The 19,768-nt window shown below is 70.4% G+C and carries 14 protein-coding genes; 11 read left to right on the top strand and 3 right to left on the bottom strand.

What is annotated here, in order from left to right:
• A partial coding sequence (locus M0P34_RS04280) for a pyridoxal phosphate-dependent aminotransferase (RefSeq protein WP_291496720.1) occupies positions 1-908 on the bottom strand: 908 nt, incomplete at its 3' end.
• A 191-nt stretch (positions 909-1,099) separates the two neighbouring features.
• Between M0P34_RS04280 and M0P34_RS04285 the strand changes: the two genes are divergently transcribed.
• Together M0P34_RS04285 and M0P34_RS04290 are read left to right on the top strand one after the other, a co-directional pair.
• The gene (locus tag M0P34_RS04285) at positions 1,100-2,218 is read left to right on the top strand and encodes a PAS domain-containing protein (protein ID WP_291496722.1); all 1,119 of its coding nucleotides are present in this window, start codon (positions 1,100-1,102) and stop codon (positions 2,216-2,218) included.
• 113 nt (positions 2,219-2,331) lie between these two features.
• Positions 2,332-5,376, top strand: a complete 3,045-nt coding sequence (locus M0P34_RS04290) for a hypothetical protein (protein WP_291496724.1) — start codon at positions 2,332-2,334, stop codon at positions 5,374-5,376.
• 269 nt (positions 5,377-5,645) lie between these two features.
• Here M0P34_RS04290 and M0P34_RS04295 read toward each other — a convergent pair whose 3' ends face one another.
• Entirely contained in the window at positions 5,646-6,674 is a 1,029-nt protein-coding gene (locus M0P34_RS04295) for a M48 family metallopeptidase (protein WP_366061991.1), read from the bottom strand.
• Here M0P34_RS04295 and M0P34_RS04300 point away from each other — a divergent pair.
• The 8 genes from M0P34_RS04300 (at position 6,660) to M0P34_RS04335 (ending at position 13,239) form a co-directional block, all read left to right on the top strand.
• Complete coding sequence (locus tag M0P34_RS04300; protein ID WP_291496728.1) at positions 6,660-7,013, top strand: hypothetical protein; 354 nt, start codon at positions 6,660-6,662, stop codon at positions 7,011-7,013. The two genes, M0P34_RS04295 and M0P34_RS04300, sit on opposite strands and share 15 nt — an antisense overlap.
• 104 nt (positions 7,014-7,117) lie before the next feature.
• Positions 7,118-8,068: a transporter substrate-binding domain-containing protein gene (locus tag M0P34_RS04305; RefSeq protein ID WP_291496730.1), complete on the top strand. Its 951-nt coding sequence runs from the start codon at positions 7,118-7,120 to the stop codon at positions 8,066-8,068.
• Positions 8,069-8,283: 215 nt separating this feature from the next.
• Positions 8,284-8,544 (top strand): 4Fe-4S dicluster domain-containing protein, encoded by a 261-nt coding sequence (locus M0P34_RS04310; RefSeq protein WP_291496732.1) that lies wholly within the window; start codon positions 8,284-8,286, stop codon positions 8,542-8,544.
• A gap of 2 nt (positions 8,545-8,546) precedes the next feature.
• Complete coding sequence (locus M0P34_RS04315; RefSeq protein WP_291496734.1) at positions 8,547-9,698, top strand: 2-oxoacid:acceptor oxidoreductase subunit alpha; 1,152 nt, start codon at positions 8,547-8,549, stop codon at positions 9,696-9,698.
• Positions 9,699-9,700: 2 nt separating this feature from the next.
• On the top strand, positions 9,701-10,528 hold the full coding sequence (locus M0P34_RS04320; RefSeq protein ID WP_291496736.1) for a 2-oxoacid:ferredoxin oxidoreductase subunit beta: 828 nt from the start codon (positions 9,701-9,703) through the stop codon (positions 10,526-10,528).
• 2 nt (positions 10,529-10,530) lie between these two features.
• Positions 10,531-11,196 (top strand): 2-oxoacid:acceptor oxidoreductase family protein, encoded by a 666-nt coding sequence (locus tag M0P34_RS04325; RefSeq protein WP_291496743.1) that lies wholly within the window; start codon positions 10,531-10,533, stop codon positions 11,194-11,196.
• Between the two features lie 239 nt (positions 11,197-11,435).
• Positions 11,436-12,314 carry a hypothetical protein gene (locus tag M0P34_RS04330; RefSeq protein WP_291496745.1) on the top strand — a complete coding sequence of 293 codons (879 nt, stop codon included), beginning with the start codon at positions 11,436-11,438 and terminating at the stop codon, positions 12,312-12,314.
• On the top strand, positions 12,298-13,239 hold the full coding sequence (locus tag M0P34_RS04335; RefSeq protein ID WP_291496748.1) for a DNA-processing protein DprA: 942 nt from the start codon (positions 12,298-12,300) through the stop codon (positions 13,237-13,239). The genes M0P34_RS04330 and M0P34_RS04335 overlap by 17 nt, the downstream gene beginning before the upstream one ends.
• Before the next feature lie 82 nt (positions 13,240-13,321).
• On the opposite strand, the gene sucD is transcribed toward M0P34_RS04335, so the two are convergent.
• Positions 13,322-15,391 carry a succinate--CoA ligase subunit alpha gene (gene sucD, locus M0P34_RS04340; protein ID WP_291496750.1) on the bottom strand — a complete coding sequence of 690 codons (2,070 nt, stop codon included), beginning with the start codon at positions 15,389-15,391 and terminating at the stop codon, positions 13,322-13,324.
• 285 nt (positions 15,392-15,676) lie between these two features.
• Here sucD and M0P34_RS04345 point away from each other — a divergent pair, with 285 nt between their 5' ends.
• Entirely contained in the window at positions 15,677-19,675 is a 3,999-nt protein-coding gene (locus M0P34_RS04345; RefSeq protein WP_291496752.1) for a DUF748 domain-containing protein, read from the top strand.
• Positions 19,676-19,768 lie beyond the last annotated feature (93 nt).

Here is a 19,768-nt window from a genome sequence, read left to right on the forward strand (position 1 = left end):
CGGATCATGAAGCGGCGCCGCTCGTCATAGACGGCCCGCATGCGCGCCACGTCGGCGGCGGTCTCGCGCAGGGCCGCGACCCCCGCCCACTGGGCCGGGGCGCTGGCGCTGATGAAGAAATTCTGGCTCATGACCTGAAGCCCGCGCACGAAGGGCGCGGGGGCGATGACGTAGCCCAGGCGCAGGCCGGTCATGGCGTAGAGCTTGGAAAAGCCGTTGAACACGAAGGCCCGGTCCGTGAACTCCAGGATGCTGTGCTCCGCGCCTTCATAGACCAGCCCGTGGTATATCTCGTCGGACGCCACCCAGGGCCCCAGCTCGGCCACGGCGCGCATGCGCTCTGGCGAAAGCAGGTTGCCCGTGGGGTTGGAGGGCGAGTTGATCAGCACGGCCTTGGTGCGCGGGCCAAGCACCGGGGCGATGTCCTCGGGGCGGAACTGGAAGCCGTCCTCCTCCCGGACGCGCACCTTGCGCACCCGCCCGCCGGCGAAACGGATGAAGTTGGGATAGCAGGCGTAGTGCGGGTCGGAGACGACCACCTCGTCGCCCTGCTCCAGCAGGGCGCAAAAGGCCATGAGCATGGCCGGGGAGGTGCCGCCGGTGACAACCACCTGCCCGGGGTCCACCGTGACGCCGTAGCGCTCCAGATAGTGCTCGCAAATGGCCTCGCGCAGTTCGGGCAGGCCCATGCTGTGCGTGTAGTGGGTATGGCCGTCGCGCATGGCGCGGTCGGCGGCGGCCACCACCGCCGGAGGCGCGTCGAAGTCGGGCTCGCCCACCTCCAGGTGGATCACGTCGATGCCCTGGCGGCTCATGGCCTGGGCCCGGTCCAGTACCTCCATCACCAGGAACGGGGTCAGGTCGCAGACCCGGCCCGAACACAGGCTTTTCTCCAGTTGCGTGCGCATGAACCGTCCGTGTCTTGGCGTTGCCCGGCTGGGGCCGCCGGGTGGGGCCTGTGTACCCTCCCGCGCCGCCCAAGGCAACACCGGCGCCCGGACGAAGATTTCATCCGCCCTGTAGCCAGAGGCGCGCCTTTGTGGCATCGTGGTGCCGTGGACATCCTCTCTGCCGAGGTCAACTTATTGAGGAATATCCAATGACCGACCCCCTCGACATCCTGCTGCTGGCCCATCCCGAAACCGACGAGGCCCTCGTCGCCCGGCTGCTGGCCGAAGGCGACTGCCCCGCGCGGCTGGCCGTGGCGCGCACCCGCCAGGAACTGCGCGCGGCCCTGGAACACCCCACCGACATGGTCCTGGGCGACCCGGCCCTGGACGGCATGGACGCCCAGGAGCTGGCGGCCCTGCTGGCCGCCGCGCCCGGAGCCCCGCCCTACATCGCCTTCGCCCCGGGGCTTTCCGGGCCCGGGGCGATGCTGGCCGTACGCCGGGGGGCCTTCGACGCCTTCGACCAGGCCGAGCTGGCCCGGCTGCCCCTGGCGGCCTGGCGGGCCCGGCGCGAGGCCGACGCACGCCGCGAGGGCGAACGGGCCCGGGCCATGCAGCGCGAACTGGTCCACAACTCGCCCACGGCCATAGCCGTGCTCGACCCGCGCGGGCTGGTCCAGGAGGTCAACCCGGCCTTCGAGCGCCTGTTCGGCTATTCCCAGGCCGAGGTCCGGGGCCGCGACCTGTCCGGGCTCATAGTGCCCGACTCCGGGCTGGCCGAATTCCGGAGCGCCGCCTCCCGCCTGCGCCAGGGCGAGATCATCCAGTCCGAACCCACGCGCAGGCGCAAGGACGGCGCGGCGGTCCACGTCGCCGCGGTGGGCATCCCCGTGGCCCTGCCCGAGGGCGGCATGGGCGTCTATGTGATCTACAACGACCTGACCTCCCGGATGCGCGCCCTGGACGCCCTGCGCCGCGCGGAATCCAATTACCGGGATTTCTTCATGAACGCCGTCGAGGGCATGTACGTCAGCACGCCCCTGGGCCGCTTCGTGCTGGCCAACCCGGCCCTGGCCGAGCTGCTGGGCTACGACTCCCCGGCCGAGGTCACCGACTCGGTGCGCAGCATCCGCCGCGAGATATACTCCGAGCCGGACCACCGCGAGCGATTCCTGGACGCCATGCGCGCCAGCGACACCCTGCGCGGTTTCCCGGCCCGGGTGCGCCGCAAGGACGGCTCCGAGGTCGACATAGTGGAAAACGTGCGCGCCATCCGCGACGACGACGGAGCCCTGCTGTTCTACCAGGGAACGATGGTCCAGGCGTAGCGTGCCGCCCCGGGAGGCCCGCCAATCCGGCCAAGCCGCTTGACGCCCGCCCCGGGCAGGCCCTACCATCACCGTCCGTTGCGACCACCACACCCCCTGCGCCCGGACGTGCGATGACCGTCAAGAAAACCCTGGAAGACCTCCTGCTGGACAAGATCGCCTCGGCCTATCGGCGCCTGCTCGAACAGCGCGGCGACGAGGGCGAGGCCCGCAGGGGCCTGGAGAGCTTCGCCCTGCGCGCCCTGGAACGTCTGGGCCTTGCGGGCGAGGGCGCCACGGCCCGGGCCGAGCGGCTGGCCGCCCGGGCCGTGGAGCGCGTGCGCGACGACCGGCCGGATGGCCTGCTGCACGAGCTGCGCCTGGGCGGCGACGGCCCCGGCGGCTACACCGTGGGCTTCCTGCCCGGGGCAGAGGTGCCCGACACGCCCGAAAACCGCGCCGAATGGACCCGCCTGCTCGAATCCCTGGCCGCCAGGACGCGCATCGGGCCCGACCCGGACAGCGGCGCGGTGGGCATCCTGTTTCGCGACGGCACCTGGCTGGCCGACCTCGTGTTCGCCGACGACGTGGGCGGGCTGGACATCCCTGCGGCCATCACGCGGGTCCGGGGCGCGCTCATGGCCCCCGCCGCGCGGGTCGTGGCCAAATCCTTCACCCACCCCCTGGCTGTGGACGGCGACCTGGTCATCCACCACGAACTGCTGCGCCAGGATCCGCCGCCCCTGCGCCACGGGGGCGACCTGCGCCTGGCGGGCCTGCGCGGGCTGGCCGGAGCGACCTTCAGCCCCGAACGGCTGCTGGCCTGGGGCCTGGAACCCGGGCGCGTCCTGGCCCTGCGCGGCGACTCCTTCACCTTCCAGGCCGGGGACGACCCCGCCGCCCCGGGCTACACCCTGCGCGGCGAGAACATCCTGACCAGCTTCGTCTGGCGCGGCGAGACCTGGGTCCAGGTGCGCCAGGAGCGCCTGCCCCAGGAGACCTTCGAGGCCGCGCACGCGCGCCTGGAGCGCCTGGCCCTGGAACTGGGCCTGGGCGCGGATTTCGCGGTCAAAAGCGTCTCGCGCATGCCCGACAACGCGGAGCGCCTGTGCCTGTACCTGCTGCTGGCCCTGGAGGCGGCCCTCCCCGGGCCGCAGAAAGCCTGCCTCATCGCCCCCGACCCGGAACTGGACGCCCAGGCGGCGGCCACGCGACAGCTGGTGGAGGCCCTGCTGGCCCTGGGGGCCCTGTTCGACGCCAGGACCGTGGACCCCTCGGCCGTGGAGCAGGGGCTGGCCGCCCTGGCCGAGGCCGACCTGAAGGCCGCCCTGGCCCTGGCCGCGCGGCCCAGGCCACGGCTGAGCGAAAAAGCCGCCCTGGCCGACCTGGAGGCGCTGACCGCCCTGCTGGACGGCCAGGGCCCGCCGCCCGCCCTGGCCGGGGACGGGCTGGTCATGGCCCACAGCCTGCGGCTGGCCCTGCGTTCGCCGCAGGCCCAGGCCAACCTGGAACAGCTCCTGGCCCCCCTGGTCCAGGCCCTGGAGGCCGCCGCCGGCGCCCTGCGCATGCCCGATCCCCCGGGCCTGGACGCCCTGCTGGAGGACCCCGGCCAGACCCTGGCCCCCCTGCGCGAGACTTTGCGGGCCTTGGGCCGCGAGCAGCTGATCACGCCCCTGGAGGCCGAGCTGCGCGAGTTGCGGGCCCTGGCCCCGCGCGAGCTGGTGCGCCGCCTGGCGGCCCTGCCCACGGCCCCCGGGGCCGAGGCCGAGGCCGACCGGGCCCTGCTGCGCGCCCTCTACCAGCCCGGGCACCCCGAGGCCCCGGCCCTGGAGCCCCGCGCGCTGCTGGCCCTGGCGCTGCCCGCCCTGGGCGGCACGGCCGCGCCCCGGCTGCGCCAGGCCCTGGCGGGCCTGGGCGGGGAGCGCCCCCCGGCCGACCCCCTGGCCCGGCGGCTGGCCGGGACGGTGGGCGCCCTGCCCCCCGAGCCCCTGGCCCCCGGCGAGGGCGGCAGCGGATTCCTGGGCGTCCTGCGGGGCTTCGCGCGCCAGAACCTGGAGACCGTGCGCAAATACAACGAGCTGGCCGTCGAGGACGCTGCGGCCCGGCGCGAGGCCCGGCGCGAGGAGAAGGAACGGGCCATGATCGCCCTGCCGCCCGACGTGACCCGCGACATCACCGCGCGCCTGGACCGCATGTGCCTGACCCTGGGCCTTGGCCGCAACTTCATCTCCCCGGGGGGCATCCTGCTGGAGGCCAACCTGCGCAGGCTGGACCACTACCTCGCCCTGGCCCTGGCCATCGTGCCCGGCGCGCCGCGCCCGGCCCTGACCCAGGCCGAGCGCGACCTGGTGGAATCCGTGCTCGGGGCCCTGCGCTCCCTGCTGCACTGCCTGGACACCGCCGACACCGACGAGGCCCGCCAGGCCCTGGAGCTGCTCGCGGACAAGCGTCTGGCCGTCCTGGCCGCCGTGCTGGCCAAGCCGCGCCAGGCCGCCGACACCGCAGCCCTCAAGACCGACGCCGACTACCTCGACGGCCTGCGCGCCACGCGCCTGACCCTGGACAAGGTCTTCACCTCGCCGGGGCGGCTGTTGCTGTTCGCCAACGCCTGCCTGGAATCCAAGGAGTTGAAGCAGGCCGTCTCGACCCGCATCAAGCCGGTGTACTTCGCCGTTTCCGCCCTGGGCGGGCGCGCGGGGGGGGTAAGCTCCGACGAGTTGCTGCGCGGGGGGCCGGGAGCGCGCGAGGCCCTGGAGCGCCTGGCCCGGAACGGCGCCCAGGCCCAGGCCCGGACCCTGGCCAAGGCCCTGGATGCCGTGGATGCCCTCCCGGTGCGCGACCTGGTGGCCGACCTGCGCCGCAGCTGCCCGCCGGACGCCGAAGGCGCCCAGACCGGCGACAACGAATTCCTGGGGCGCCTGCTGGCCCTGGACGGCGCGGCCCTGGGCTCGCTACAGCTGTCCGGCGACCAGACGGCCCGCCTGCTGCTGCTGAACCTGGATTCGCACCTGGCCACCTGGGTGCGCACGCAGCAGGAGGCCGGACGCCTTGCCGGGCGCACCTCGCGCCAAGTGGTGGCCGCGGCCCTGGAGCGCGCGCGCTGGGAGCTGGACATCCTGAAGGTCTACAACAAATGCTCCACGCGCCCGCGCGCGGGGGAAGACACCCGTTCTTCGTGACCCTGATCGTGCGTCCGCGATGCTCCACACGCCCGCGCGCGGGGCAGGCGGCGGGACTCGGTGTACCCGCTGCGGGCTGAACCCAATGCTCCACACGCCCGCGCGGGGGCAGGCGCGCATCGGAACGTCTGGCGGCTTTATAACGAAGAATGCTCCACGCGCCCGCGCGGGGGCGGGCGGCGGAGCCTGGCCGTGGCGGCGCGAGGCGCCGTCCACCCTCGGCCCCGGTCCGGCCGCTCAGGGCCGGGCGGACGGCCTCTAACGCGCGCCTAGAGGGTTCCCGCCGGGGCCGCCGGAGCGGGGCGGCCCTTGGCCGGCAGATGGGCGCGGGCCTCGGGCAGCATGGCCCGGATGGCCTCCATGCGCTTTTCCGTGGCCGGGTGGGTGGACAGGAACTCCGGCGGCCGCTTGCCCCCCGACGCCTGGCTCTGGGCGAGCATCCGGCCCCAGAAATCCAGGGCCGCCCCGGGCTCGTATCCGGCCTTGGCCATGTAGACCAGCCCCACGCGGTCGGCCTCGTACTCGTGGGTCCGGCTGTAGGGCAGCAGCACGCCCACGTTGGCCCCGATGCCGTAGGCGACCTTGAACGCCTGGGCCCCCGCCGACGAGCCGCCGTACAGCGTCAGGGCCAGCTGCTCGCCCAGGCCGAGGGCCAGGGACTGGCTCATGCGCTCGGCGCCGTGGCGCAGGGTCACATGGGCCACCTCGTGCCCGACCACGGCGGCCAGCTCGTCGTCGGACCGCGCCAGGCGCATCAGCCCCGTATACACGAAGACCTTGCCCCCGGGCAGGGCGAAGGCGTTGACGATCTCGTCGTTCTCCACGACGTGGAACTCCCAGGCCTGCTCCGCCTGCGACGCGGCGGCGATGCGCCCGCCGATGCGCCGCACGCGCTCGATCTTGGCCTTGTCGGTGCTGATCTTCTCCTTGGCCAGCACCTCCTTGGCCGCCTCGGCGCCGAGCCTGGCCTCCTGCCCGGCGGAAACGAGGATGAACTGGCTGCGCCCGGTGTAGGGCGCCGTGGCGCAGGCCGCCAGGGCCGCCACAAGGGCCAGGACGGCCAGGGCCGTCGGCAGCGCCCGGAGGCTCCGGGCCGGAGGGAAACGGTGTGCGGACATGGTGCGCTCTCCGGGAGGCTGGCTACCGGGCCGGACGGAAGGGCCCGGACCCGGGCCCAGTGTACGGCCGGGCCGGGGCCGCGTCAAATTCCTGTTGTCAGCGCCCGGCCACTCGCGGCATAATCCACTGATCGGCGCTGCGTCCGGCGCCGCGGAGGCGCCGCCATGCTCCAGCCCCACGACATCGAAGCCCTCATCGACCAGATGCGCCGCACGGCGCGCACCACCTGGGGCGGCCCGGGGCCCGCGTCCGAGCCGGGGCGCTGGTGGGTCGTGGTCTGCGGCGAGCCCCTGGACCCGGGCGACTTCGAGCAGCGCGAACGCGCCCGCGAGGCCCTGCGCCGCCGCGCCGCCGCCCTGGGCGTGGCCCCGGCCGAATGCGTCTGGGTCTGGGACGAGGCCAACGCCGCCCAACTGGTGGCCGGATGCTTCGCCAGCCAGGAGCGCGCCGAGAGCTACGCCCGCGAGCTGGCCGCCCGGGGCCTGTGCGCCCGGCTGGTGGCCGCCTGCGACGACTGAGCCCCCGGGCCCGGCCTCCGGGCTTGACAGGCGGGCGCCCCTGGCCGACAACCGCGCACTGTGCCCGCCCCCGCGCGGGCCGGACCCCAACCTGCGGAGCGCCCATGCCCCTGCCCCGAGCCCCGCGCGGCGCCCTGGCCGCCCTGGCCGCCCTGCTGGCGGTCCTGGCGCTGCTGGCCCTGGCCGGCTGCGGCAGCGACGCCCAGCCCGGGCCCGCACCCTGCCCCCCCTGCCCCGAGCCCGAACCCCGCCCCGGGCCCGCCGTGGCGCCGCCCCCGGCCGCCGCCCCCGGCCGCCTGGACGCCGTCCTCGCGCGCGGGAGCCTGCGCTGCGGCGTGCGCGACGCGGTGATCCCCTTTTCCTTCGCCGACCAGGCCAGCGGGCAGATCATCGGCTTCGAGCCCGACCTGTGCCGGGCCCTGGCCCAGGAGCTGGGCGTACGCGCCGAGCTGGTGACGGTGACGCCCTCCACCCGCCTGGCGCGCCTGCTTGCGGGCGACATCGACTGCATCGCCGCCACCCTGACCCACCACCACGGGCGCGAGGCCGACCTCGACTTCTCCATCACCTACTTCATGGACGGGCAAAAGCTCCTGACCCGGCGCGGCTCGCCCGTGCGCTCGCCGACGGACCTCGCCGCCCGGCGGGTGGGCGTCGTGGAGGACACCTTCGCGGCCCAGGCCATCCGCGAGGCGCAGCCCGAGTGCAGCCCGGTGTCCTTCCCGGGCTACGCCGAGGCCTTCCTGGCCCTCAAGCGCGGCCAGGTGGACGCCATCAGCGCCGACGCGACCATCCTGCTGGGCCTGAAGAATTCCGACCAGGACCCCGCGGCCTGGAGCATCGCCGGGGACTACATCACCGACGAGCCCTTCGCCCTGGGCCTGCCCCAGAACGACTCGGCCCTGCGCGACCGCATGAACCTCGCCCTACAGCGGCTGTGGCTCTCGGGCGAGTACATGAAGCTCTACAACCGCTGGTTCGGGCCGCACACGAAATACTACCTGCCCACCACATGGCGCATGGAAATCTGGCCGGGGGTGCGCAAAAAGTCCTGAGCCCGGCTCCGGTTCCGGTTGCCATAGCCTTCCGGTTGAGGTACACCCGGTGTCCATCGGCTTGCATCCGTGTTGCAATCTCGACATTCTTTCGGAACCTTACCATGCGTCAGCGACACACGCGGGGCACATGAACCAGGTGAACCAGGGGTGATCCGCCACCGGGCGATCACCCCTTTTCTGCGCCCCCGGCTCGGAAGACGGCGAGGAGCCCCATGACCAACCCCAAGAAAGGACAGACCAGGATCACCATCTATCCGGACTGGTGCAAGGCCTGCGGCCTGTGCGTGGCCTTCTGCCCGGCCAAGGTGCTGGAAATCGATGTCGCGGCGGGCTGCGCCCGGGCCGTGCGCGAGCAGGAATGCGTCAACTGCGGCTTTTGCGAGCTGCACTGTCCCGATTTCGCCATCGTGGTGACGCCCAGGGGCAAGACCAGAAACGGGGGCACCCAGCCCCCGCAGGAGAACGGGAACTGACCATGAGCGCCAAACGCAAGACCGCAGCAAGGGAAATCTTCGCCCTGGGGGCCGAGGCCGTCGTGGAAGGCGCGCTGCTGGCCGGGTGCAGCTTCTACGGGGGCTACCCCATCACCCCTTCGTCGGAGATCATGGAGGGCATGGCCGAGCGCCTGCCCAGAACCGAGGACGGCGTGTTCATCCAGATGGAGGACGAAATCGCCTCCCTGGGGGCGTGCATCGGCGCGTCGCTGGCCGGGCGCAAGGTCATGACCGCCACCTCCGGCCCGGGCTTCTCGCTCATGCAGGAGCTCATCGGCTACGCCTGCATGATCGAGGCGCCCCTGGTGCTGGTCAACGTCATGCGCGGCGGGCCGAGCACCGGCCTGCCCACCAGCCCGGCCCAGGGCGACGTGCAGCAGGCCCGCTGGGGCACCCACGGCGACCACTCCATCATCGTGCTCTCGGCCACGGACGTGCAGGACTGCCTGCACATGACCGTCAAGGCCTTCAACTTCGCCGAGAAGTACCGCACCCCGGTGATCCTGCTCCTGGACGAGGTCACCGCGCACACCCGCGAGAAGATCACCGTGCCCCTGGCCCAGGATCTGGAGATCCTCTACCGCCTGCAACCCTCCATGCCGCCGGAATGGTACAAGCCCTTCGAGGAGACCGTGCGCGGCGTGCCGCCCATGCCGCCCCTGGGCTCGGGCTACCGCTTCCACGTCACCGGCCTGACCCACGACGACCACGGCTACCCCACCCAGAAGCCCGACGAGGTCGTGGCGGCCATCTCGCGCCAGTTCCGCAAGATCGATCAGTTCTTCTTCGACATCCAGATCACCGACGAGTTCCTGACCGGGGACGCCGAGGTCGGCGTGGTGGCCTACGGCTCGGTGGCCCGCTCGGCGCATCTGGCCGTGGAGCAGGCCCGCGAGCGCGGCATCAAGGCCGGGCTCATCGACCTGAAGACCCTGTTCCCCTTCCCCAGGGCGGCGGTGGAGGGCCTGTTGCGCCGCTGCCGCACGGTGATCGTGCCCGAGATGAACATGGGCCAGATCTCGCGCGAGGTGAAGCGCGTCAACCCCGGGACGAGCACGGTGTGGACCATCAACCGCGTCGACGGCCACATCATCACGCCCAAGCAGATCCTTGAAAGCATCAGGAAGGGATAGTCATGGCAGAAGTCACCCAGCTCATCCACGAATACCTGCGCCACGACAAGAAGTTCCCCCACGTCCTGTGCCCGGGCTGCGGCCACGGCATCCTGCTCGGCTCGCTGATCCGCAGCGTCCACGCCCTGGGCATCCCCAAGGACGACGTGGCCCTTGTGGCGGGCATCGGCTGCTCGGGCCGCGTGGCCGTCTATGTGGACTTCAACACCGTACACGCCGTCCACGGCCGCGCGCTGACCGTGGCCACGGGCATCAAGATGGCCAAGCCCGACATGCACGTCATCGTCGTGCAGGGCGACGGCGACGCCCTGTCCATCGGCGGCAACCACTTCATCCACGCCGCCCGGCGCAACATCGGCCTGACGGTGCTGGTGCTCAACAACTTCATCTACGGCATGACCGGCGGGCAGTGCTCCTCGGCCACGCCCCTTGGCTGCTGGTCCACCACCACGCCCTACGGGCAGATGGAAAAATCCTTCGATTTCGTGGAGATGACCCGTGCGGCCGGGGCCAACTTCGTGTCGCGCGGCACGGTCTTCCACGTCAAGACCCTGGACAAGCTCGTCCGCCAGGCCCTGGTCCACCCCGGGTTCAGCCTGGTGGAGGTGCTCACGCCCTGCCACACCCAGTTCGGCCGCAAGAACAAGTTCAAATCGCCCGTGGACATGTACCAGTGGCTCAAAAAGGCCGCCATGCCCCTGGAGGCCTACGAGAAGCTCGACCCGGACAAGCGCGCCGGGCGCATTCCCATCGGCGTCTTCGTGGACAACCACGAACCGGCGCTGGAAACCCGCTACGCGGCCATGCGCGCCAAGCTCGCAAAGGGGTAGCCATGAAACCGGACATCCAGATCGACCGTTTCGAAATCTGCCTCTCGGGCCTGGGCGGCCAGGGCGTCATCACCCTGGGCAAGGTCATGGGCAAGGCCCTGGCCCTGGGCCACGGCTTCAACGTCGCCCAGACCCAAAGCTACGGCCCCGAGGCCCGGGGCGGCGCCTCGCGCACGGACCTGGTCATCAGCACCCGGCCCATCAGCTATCCCAAGACCGACAAGATCGACCTGCTGGTGGCCCTGTCCCAGGAGGCGTGCAACAAGTACTACCCGCTGATGAAGCCCCAGGCCGTGCTGCTGGTGAACACCACCCTGGTCAAGCAGATTCCCACCAACCAGTACCTGGGCCTGCCGTTCACCGAGATGAGCATCGACCGCCTGGGCCTGCCCCAGGCCATGAACACCATCGTGCTCGGCGCGGTGACCTTCCTTTTGCCCTTCGCCCGGCGCTCGCTGATCCGCAAAAGCCTGGAGGAGTCGCTGCCCGCCAAGATCGTGGACGTGAACGTCAAGGCCCTGAACATGGGCTACCGCGAGGCGTCCAAGGCCTTCGGCCAGCCCCCGGCCATCTGGGCCGCCATGACCGTGGCCGACAACGGCAACGGGGACACCGAAAAGGCCGCCCCCAAAAAGCCCACCGCGAAGAAAGCGCCCAAGGCGCCCTGACCCCAGGCCGGCCCCCGCGCAAAACGAGGCTGCCCGCCAGACTGTCACCTGGCGGGTAGCCTGTGCATCCGCATTCTTTCACAAACCGTGGAATCAACTGCCTCCCAGTTCAGCGCAGAAATGAAACGGCACCTGTACAGCCGACCGATTGCGTAAACATTTCTCTAGCTATATCCTGCTCCCCAGGAGAGGCCGCACGGCCCTATCGTATCCTTTTTTTATATCAGGTAAGGTGCGCAATGCTCAGCCGCCCCCCATCCTCGCGCAACACACTCCAAGGCGAATCCTTCGAGGAATTCGATGACTATTACGTTTTGTCACTCCCCCATTATTACTCTGAAATTCTTGAAGAACTCGAGCCAGGAATTTTTGCAAAGCTAACGCCGCTCCTAAACACAGGGGAATCTTCTTTTAATAATGTTTTTCATCTCAAAAAACCCGCGATAGATGAAGCCAATCGCATTCAAAGATTCATCAAAATCCACAAAAGGCTGGTCATAATCGCTATAAACAAAAACATCGCTAAGCATTTCAAAAACGAACTGGACTCCTGCACAGCCCTAGAATACATTTTCGACTTTGAAAAAAAAGAAAAGACCTATTATGGCAAGATGTTCAACAAGGCAAAATACAATCACCACGACCCATCTATTCGTGGACTAATCTCTGCCTTATCAATAATAGTAAAGCAACTCCCCTACGGAAGCCGCCTAAAGAATGTTTTCATTTCATACGTTCCACCATATTCTCAAAAAATATTTTACTTGCCCAGACTACTGGCACATGGTGTCGCGGCAGAAATCAATAGAGCCCAAGGGCAATTAAACTGCCATGTACTCGACACGTGGTTAACAACCGAGAAACCTGAATTCAAAAATCTTCAAATTGATGAAAAGTACACGCAGTGGGAAAGTTTATACAAAGGCAGCGTTATGCGCAAAACAGACCAACGCCAGTGGATGCCCACAATTATCATCGAGGATAATTATCAATCCGGCACCACTCTATGGTCTTATGCAAGATACCTCAAGGGGCTAGGATGCCCTGAGGTGCATGGGCTATGCTGCGTTAAGCTGATGAGAGATACGGACAACCAAAACCATGCCCTCGCAGACTGACATCATACTCCACCTTCTTCAGACAAAAGGGCTCGGCCCTAAAAGTCTCCGCCGCATTTTTACTGACCTCAGGGTCTACAAAATGTCCCTGGCGGACATGATGGGGATGCCAGCCGATCAGCTCATCAGAAGGTTTGGAATAAGTCAAAAGTTAGCGGAAGGAGTTCTGGCATTTAAAAAGAGTGCTCTCCAAGCCAGTCTCGAGGATAATTCCGTCTCCGTCTTGACCATTCTTAGCGAAACGTATCCACTACGATTGAAATTAGCTCTAGGAGAAGCAGCCCCTCCTGTCCTTTTTGTGAAAGGAAACTTTGATTTATTGAACTCAAAATCAGTTGGATTCTGTGGTGCTCGAAAAGCATCCCAGAAAGGGCTGGCTGTCGCATCATTATGCGCAGAAGCTTTAGTCAAAGAAGGGGTGAACGTGTCAAGCGGCTACGCTAACGGCGTTGACATGAAAGCCCACATCTCAGCATTGGAACATGGGGGAACAACGACAATCGTCTTAGCTGAAGGAATCCAAAATTTCAGAATAAAAAATGATATCCAGTCTGTCTTTGATGAAGATAGAGTTGTTATCGTATCGGAGTTTTTCCCAACAGGCCGATGGTTCATTTCGAATGCCATGCAAAGAAACAGAACAATTATGGGCTTATCAAAAGCCATGATTGTAATTGAAGCTTCCATGAAAGGTGGTACATTTTCTGCCGCTATGGATGCTATCGAGCACCGCGTACCGTTGTTTTTTGCGGACTACAAAGTTGACAACATCTCTTCTGAGGGCAATCGATACTTTCTCTCAAAAGGAGCTAATGCGATCAGAGCAAATCGACATGGCAAACCGAACATTGACGGCGTGATGAGAGCAATCAACCGCAGCGAAGAACTTAATTCTACCAGCGCAAAACAACTCAATCTGATCTAATTGCAATAAGTACAGAAGGCCGACTCCTCCCACCTCCTCGCCCAGCCCGGTTGGGATGCGGCCCCTTTGCGCCGGGCCGGGTCTACAGCCCCAGGGCCCGGGCCACGGTGGCCGGAATGCTCGACAGGTCCGGGCACAGGAAGAACCCGGCCTGGCTCATGGTGTCCAGCTTGGCCTGCACGCCCGTGCCCGACTCCAGGATGGCCCCGGCGTGGCCCAGGCGCTTGCCGGGGGGCGCGGTCTGCCCGGCGATGAAGCCCACCACCGGCTTGGGGAAGCCCGTGGCCGCCACCCAGCGCGCCAGGTCCTCTTCGGCGCTGCCGCCGATCTCGCCGAGCACCACCACGGCCCGGGTGTTCTCGTCGTCGCGCAGCATGGTGAACAGCTCGATGTAGTCCACCCCGCCGAAGGGGTCGCCGCCGATGCCCACGGCCAGGCTCTGGCCGATGCCCGCAGCCGACAGGCGCGCGGCGGTCTCGTAGGTCAGGGTGCCGCTGCGCGAGACGATGGCCACCGGGCCGGGCCGGAAGGCGTGGTCGGGCATGATGCCGATCTTGGTCCGCCCCGGGGCGATGAGCCCGGGGCAGTTGGGGCCCACCAGCCGCGCCCCCGTCAGGCGCAGCTGCTCGCGCACCCAGAGCATGTCCTGCTGGGTCAGGCCGTCGGTGATGCACACGATCCAGCGCAGGCCCTCGCGCGCGGCCTCGACGATGGCCTCGGGCGCGAAGGCCGGGGGCACGAAGATGATGCTGGCCTGGGCCGCGTGGCGCACCTGGGCCTCGCGCACGCTGCTGTACACCGGCACGCCGCAGGCCTCCTGGCCGCCCTTGAAGGGCGTGACCCCCGCCACGATGTTGGTGCCGTATTCGCGCATGAGCCGCGCGTGGAGCTGGGCCGTGCGCCCGGTCAGCCCCTGGACCAGCACGGGCATGCCGCGCTCGAAGCCCAGGGTCCCGGGAAAGGGCGCGGGGGCGAAGGCCAGCTCCAGGGCGGCCCCGGCATGGCGCGACGCGGCCCCGGGATCCTGGCCGTCCAGCTCCTTGAGCCGGGCGATGGCCGCGCTCATGTCGGCCACGATGGTCAGCCGCTCCCCGGCCAGCCCGGCCAGTATCTCGCGGCCCCGGGCGGCCTGGTTGCCCGCAAGGCGCACCACCAGCGGCTTGGCCGGGGGCCGTCCCTCCAGCGCCTCGGACAGCGCCAGGGCCACCTTCTCGCACGAGAGCACCCCGCCGAAGATGTTGATCAGCACGGCGGTGACTGCGTGGTCCTCGAAGAGCAGGGTCATGGCCGCGCGCATGCGGTCGTAGTCCGCCGCGCCGCCAAGGTCCATGAAGTTGGCCGCGGGCAGGTCCGAATGGTTCAGCAGGTCCATGGTGGCCATGGCCAGCCCCGCGCCGTTGACCATGAGCCCGATGCGCCCGGGCAGGCTGTGGAACGACAGCCCGGCCTCGCGGGCGAGGTGCTCCTCGCGCGAGGCGTGCTCGGGGGTGTAGAAGCGCTCCAGGTCCGTGTGCTGGGCCAGGTGGTTGTCGTCCACCTCCACCTTGCCGTCCAGGGCCACCCAGGCGCCCTCGGCGGTCAACGCCAGGGGGTTGACCTCGGCCAGCAGCAGCCCGTAGTGGCGCACCGCCGCGTACAGCTTCTTGACGAACTCGCGGAAGGTCGACCAGCAGACCTTGTCCACCTCCAGGTGGAAGAACGCCGCGCGCAGGTGGAACTCCAGCAGCCCGGCCCCGGCGGGAATGTCCTGGACCAGCAGGTTGCCCTGGTCCTGGTTTTCGATTTCCACGCCGCCCTGGCGGCCCACGGTGAACACCAGCCCGCCGCGCTGGCGCGACACGGCGAACGAGCAGTAGAACTCGCGCTCGGCCCGGGCCGCGCCCTCCAGGCGCAGCAGGGGCACCTTGTGCCCGCCGATGTGCATGTCCAGCAGCCTGCGCCCCAGCGGGGCCAGGTCTTCGGCGGCCTCCACGCGGACGATGCCCCCGGCCTTGCCGCGCCCGCCCGCAGGGACCTGGGCCTTGAGGTACCAGGGCAGCGGGAATTCGGGCCGGGCGGCTTCCAGGGTGGCCGGGGTGAGCAGCAGGCCTTCGGGAACGTCGAGGCCGGCTTCGGCGAACAGTTTCTTGCTCTGGTGTTCGTTCAGCAGCATGAGGAGGAACCTGCCGGTTGCTGGTTGCGGAAAGGAAAGGGTTTCGGCCTGTTGCGCCAGCCAGGGCCGGGGCCGGAGCGCGCGGGGGGCCGCGCGGCGCACTGCCGCCCATAGCACAAACACCCCCGCCGGGAAACCTCTGATTTGCCCGCACTCGGCCCGGGCCGGGGCCCGCCGGGTCGGCGGAACGCCGCGCGCGGCCACGCCTTCTCAACGCTCCGGGAATGCGGTAGACTGCCGATGTGGCGTCTTGCGCCGACTTCCCGTTGCCTCCAGGAGGAGCCCATGACAGCATCCGCCCCCCCGGCCCCGCGTCCCGGCCTGCGCGCCCGCTGGCGGGCCCTGCCCCGTTCGCGGCGCTGGGCCGCCCTGGGCTGCGCCGCCGTGGCCCTGTATCTGCTCTGCGGCTTCCTGGTGCTGCCCGCCGTCCTGGGCGCGGTGCTGCCCGCCCAGGCCGGGCAGGCCCTGGGCCGCGAGGTGACCCTGGAGCGCGTGCGCTTCAACCCCCTGACCCACACGCTGACCCTGGAGGGCCTGACCGTGGCCGAGGCCGCCCCCGGGCCGGAGGCCAACGCCGCAGCCGCAGTCAACGCGACCACCGCCCCCCCCGCAGCCGCAGCCGCCGCGGGAGCCGCCACCAACGCCACCAGCGCCACGGCGCCCGCCGCCGGGGAGCCATTCGTGTCCGTGCGCAGGCTGGAGGTCAACGCCTCGTCGTTCTCGCTGTTGCGCCTGGCGGTGCTGGTGGACGAGGTGCGCCTGACCGGCCCCCGGGTGCGCCTGGTCCACCTGGGCGAGGGGCGCTACAATTTCTCGGACATCGTCCGCCGCCTGGCTGGCGACGGGCAGGCCCGCGAGGGCGTGGCCCAGGTGGAGCCCGCAGGCCCCTTCCCCCTGGTGGTCAACAATTTCGTCGTGGAGGACGGCGGGCTGGTCTTCGAGGACCGGCCCAAGGACCGCACGCACACGGTGCAGGCCCTGGATCTGGTGGTGCCCTTCACCTCCACCCTGCCCGGCGACACCGAGCGCGACGTGGAACCCCTGCTGCGGGCCGTGGTCAACGGCACGGCGGTGCAGGCCACGGGACGCACCCGGCCCTTCGCCCATTCCCTGCGCACGGAGTTCTCCCTGCGCCTGGACGCCCTGGCCCTCATGCCCTACGCGCCCTACGCGCCCCTGCCGCCGGAGGTGCTCCTGACCGGGGGCAGCCTGTCCCTGGACATGCGCCTGGCCTTCGAGCGCTCGGGCGGCGTGCTGCCCGGGCTGGCCCTGGAGGGCCGGGCCCGCGTCGACGGCCTGGAGCTGACCTGGGCCGACGGGCGCGAGCTGGCCGGATTCGAGGCCCTGGAGCTGGACCTGGAGCGCCTGAGCCTGGACCAGGGCCTGCTGCGCCTGGCCTCCGTGCGCCTGACCCGGCCCCACGCGGCCCTGGAGCGCTCCGCCGACGGCAGGCTGGACTGGGCGCGCCTGCTGCCCGCCCCCGCCGCCACCGCCCGCGCCCCCAAGGCGCCCCCCGCCCCGGACCCGGCCCTCGAACCGGAACACACCGCCCAGGCCAAGCCCGAGGCGCCGCAAGGCTTCACCGTGGAGGTGGCCGAGCTGGAAGTCGCCGAGGGCCGGATGGAGTTCGCCGACCGGCCCGGCGGGCGCCCCCTGCGCAAGACCCTGGCGCCCGTCGCCCTGCGCGTGGACAACTGGACCACCGCCCCGGCGCCGGAGCTGCCCGCGTCCTTTTCCCTGTCCGTGGGGCCGCCGGACGGCGAGCACCTCGTGGCCGCCGGAACCGCCGTGACCAGCCCCCTGGCCGTGGACGCCAGCCTTGGCCTCTCGGGCCTGGAGCTGCCCGCCTACGCGCCCTACTACGCGGACCTGCTGCCCCTGCGGCTGGCCTCGGGCACCCTGCGCCTGGGGGCCAACTGCGCCCTGGCCACGGGGGAGGACGGCGCCCCGGGCATCGTGGTGGACAAGATATCCCTCGGCCTGGCGCGCCTGGCCCTGGCCGCGCCGCGGGCCAAGGAGCCCCTGCTGACCCTGGACAGCCTGGAGCTGGCGGGCGGCAGGGTGGACCTCGCCGCACGGCGGGTCGAGGTCCAGTCCCTGGCCCTGGACGGCGGCACCCTGGCCGCGGCCCGCCAGGAGTCGGGCGCCGTGGACCTCGTGGAGCTACTGGCCGCCCCGGGCGGCGCGCCCGCGCCCGCCAGGGCCAAGGGCGGGCAGACCCCCGCGCCCTGGAGCGCGGCCCTGGAGCGCCTGCGCCTGGGCGGCTGGGAACTGCGCTTCGCCGACCGCGCCCTGCCCGCCCCGGCGGACCTGCGCCTGCGCGTGGCCGAGCTGAGCGTCACCGGCCTGGACTGGCCCCTGCAACGCACGGTGGACTACGCCCTGGACGCCGCCCTGGGCGACGCCAAGGCCACCGGGGGCCTGCGCCTGGAGGGCGGGCTCACGCCCCGGGACGGCCAGCCCGGGCGCGTCGCGGGCAAGCTGGAGCTCAAGGCCGTGCCCCTGGCGCCCCTGAGCCCCTACCTCTCCGCCAGCTCGGCCCTGAGCCTGGAGCGGGGCGCCCTGTCCGCCTCGGCGCGCTACGAGCTGGCCCCCCTGGGCCCGGGCGCGGCCACGGCCCTGGACCTGCACCTGGGCGCCGGCCTGCGCGACCTGGCCCTGGGTGCCGGGGGGCGGCCCCTGGCGGCCCTGGAGGCCCTGGACCTGCGCGGGCTGACCCTGCGGGCGGCCGACCTTGCGGCCCCCGAGCCCGTGGCGGCCCTGGAAAGCCTGGTCCTGAAGAATCTGGCCCTGCGCGACCCCGGCCAGAGCCGCGACGCGGCGACCCTGGCCGCCCTCACAGTGCGCGACGCCAGGGCGGACCTGCCCGCCCGCGCGGTGGCCGTGGCGGCGGTGGACGTGCAGGCCCCGGTGCTGCGGCTGGTCATCGCCCCCGACGGCACCCTGAACCTGTCGCGCATCGCCCGGCGCGCGGCGGGCCTCCCCGGGCAGGCGGACGAACCGGCCAGCCAGCCGCCCACCCAGCAAACCGCGCAAGCCGCCCCGCAGGCCGAAGCGCAGGCGGCCCGGCCCGGCCAGCCCGGGGAGGCCGCGCCCCCCGAGCCCTTTGCCCTCAGCCTGGACGCGCTGGCCGTGGACGGCGGGGCCGTGCGCCTGCGCGACATGACCCTCAGCCCGGCCTTCTCCTCGACCATGGAGAACCTGACCCTGCGCCTGGAGGGCCTGTCCACGGCGCCGGGCGCCCCGGCGCAACTGACGGCCGAGGCCACCCTCGACGGGCACGCGCCCCTCGCGCTTACCGGACACACCGCGCCCACGGCCCAGGGCCTGAACCCCGCCATGCGGTTGACCATCCGGGGCCTGGACCTGACCCAGCTCTCGCCCTACGCCCTGCGGGCCATCGCCCACCCCGTGAGCACCGGCGTGCTCGACGCCGACGTGCGCCTGACCGTGGAGGGCCGCGAGGTCGGCGCCGACAGCCTGCTGCGCCTGATCCGCTTCGACCTGGGCCAGAAGCAGCAGGTGGAGGGCGCCCTGGACGCGCCCGTGGGCCTGGCCCTCTCGCTGCTGCGCGACGCCAGCGGCGACATCGTGCTGGACGTTCCGGTGCGCGGCAACCTGGACGACCCCGAATTCCGCCTGGGGCGGGTGATCTTCCGGGCGGTGATGAACCTGCTGGTCAAGGCCGTGACCTCGCCCTTCGCCCTCATCGGCAGCGTGTTCGGCGGCGCCGGAGCCCAGGACCTGGACACCCTGGTCATGGCCCCGGGCCGGACGGACCTGACCCCGGAAAACCTGGCCAAGCTGGACACCGTGGCCAAGGCCCTGGCCGAGCGCCCGGGGCTGAACCTGGAAATCGCCGGGGTGGCCCTGCCCGGCGACCTGCCCGCCCTGGGCGAGCGGCGCTTCCGCCGCGCAGTGCGCCTGGAGCGCTACAACGAGCTCAAGGAGCAGGGCCAGGCGCCCGCATCGGTGGAGCAAACGCCCCTGAGCCCCGAGGAATACGAAAAGGCCCTGACCGAGGCGTACAAGGACGCGCCCTTCGACAAGCCCACCACCATGCTCGGCTTCGTGGCCGACCAGAGCGTGCCCGAAATGGAGCGCATGCTGCGCGAGCACCTCGCCCCCGGGCCGGACGACCTGCCCGCCCTGGCCCAGCGGCGGGCGCGCAAGGTGCGCGAGGCCCTGGCCGAACGCGGGGTGGACCCGGCGCGGATGCAGCTTGCGGGGGCACCGGCGCCCGCAGCCGACGCCGAACCCGGCGTGCGCCTGTCCCTGCGCTGACCCGGGGCGCAGGGCGCGAAAAGGCGGCGGGGGCCAGGGCCCCCGCCGCCTGCTCGTCCGCCCCGCCCCCGCCGCCTGCTCGTCCGTCCCGCC

It is taken from the genome of Desulfocurvus sp., from assembly GCF_023230885.1.
Taxonomy (GTDB): Bacteria; Desulfobacterota; Desulfovibrionia; order Desulfovibrionales; family Desulfovibrionaceae; genus Desulfocurvus.

Excerpts from the sequence above, each read along its gene's own strand:
- M0P34_RS04285 (WP_291496722.1), top strand. The coding sequence starts at position 1,100 with ATGACCGACCCCCTCGACATCCTGCTGCTGGCCCATCCCGAAACCGAC.
- M0P34_RS04335 (WP_291496748.1), top strand. The coding sequence starts at position 12,298 with ATGCCCTCGCAGACTGACATCATACTCCACCTTCTTCAGACAAAAGGG.
- M0P34_RS04330 (WP_291496745.1), top strand. The coding sequence starts at position 11,436 with ATGCTCAGCCGCCCCCCATCCTCGCGCAACACACTCCAAGGCGAATCC.
- M0P34_RS04325 (WP_291496743.1), top strand. The coding sequence starts at position 10,531 with ATGAAACCGGACATCCAGATCGACCGTTTCGAAATCTGCCTCTCGGGC.
- M0P34_RS04315 (WP_291496734.1), top strand. The coding sequence starts at position 8,547 with ATGAGCGCCAAACGCAAGACCGCAGCAAGGGAAATCTTCGCCCTGGGG.
- M0P34_RS04300 (WP_291496728.1), top strand. The coding sequence starts at position 6,660 with ATGCTCCAGCCCCACGACATCGAAGCCCTCATCGACCAGATGCGCCGC.
- M0P34_RS04345 (WP_291496752.1), top strand. The coding sequence starts at position 15,677 with ATGACAGCATCCGCCCCCCCGGCCCCGCGTCCCGGCCTGCGCGCCCGC.
- M0P34_RS04290 (WP_291496724.1), top strand. The coding sequence starts at position 2,332 with ATGACCGTCAAGAAAACCCTGGAAGACCTCCTGCTGGACAAGATCGCC.
- M0P34_RS04310 (WP_291496732.1), top strand. The coding sequence starts at position 8,284 with ATGACCAACCCCAAGAAAGGACAGACCAGGATCACCATCTATCCGGAC.
- M0P34_RS04305 (WP_291496730.1), top strand. The coding sequence starts at position 7,118 with ATGCCCCTGCCCCGAGCCCCGCGCGGCGCCCTGGCCGCCCTGGCCGCC.
- M0P34_RS04320 (WP_291496736.1), top strand. The coding sequence starts at position 9,701 with ATGGCAGAAGTCACCCAGCTCATCCACGAATACCTGCGCCACGACAAG.
- sucD (WP_291496750.1), bottom strand. The coding sequence starts at position 15,391 with ATGCTGCTGAACGAACACCAGAGCAAGAAACTGTTCGCCGAAGCCGGC.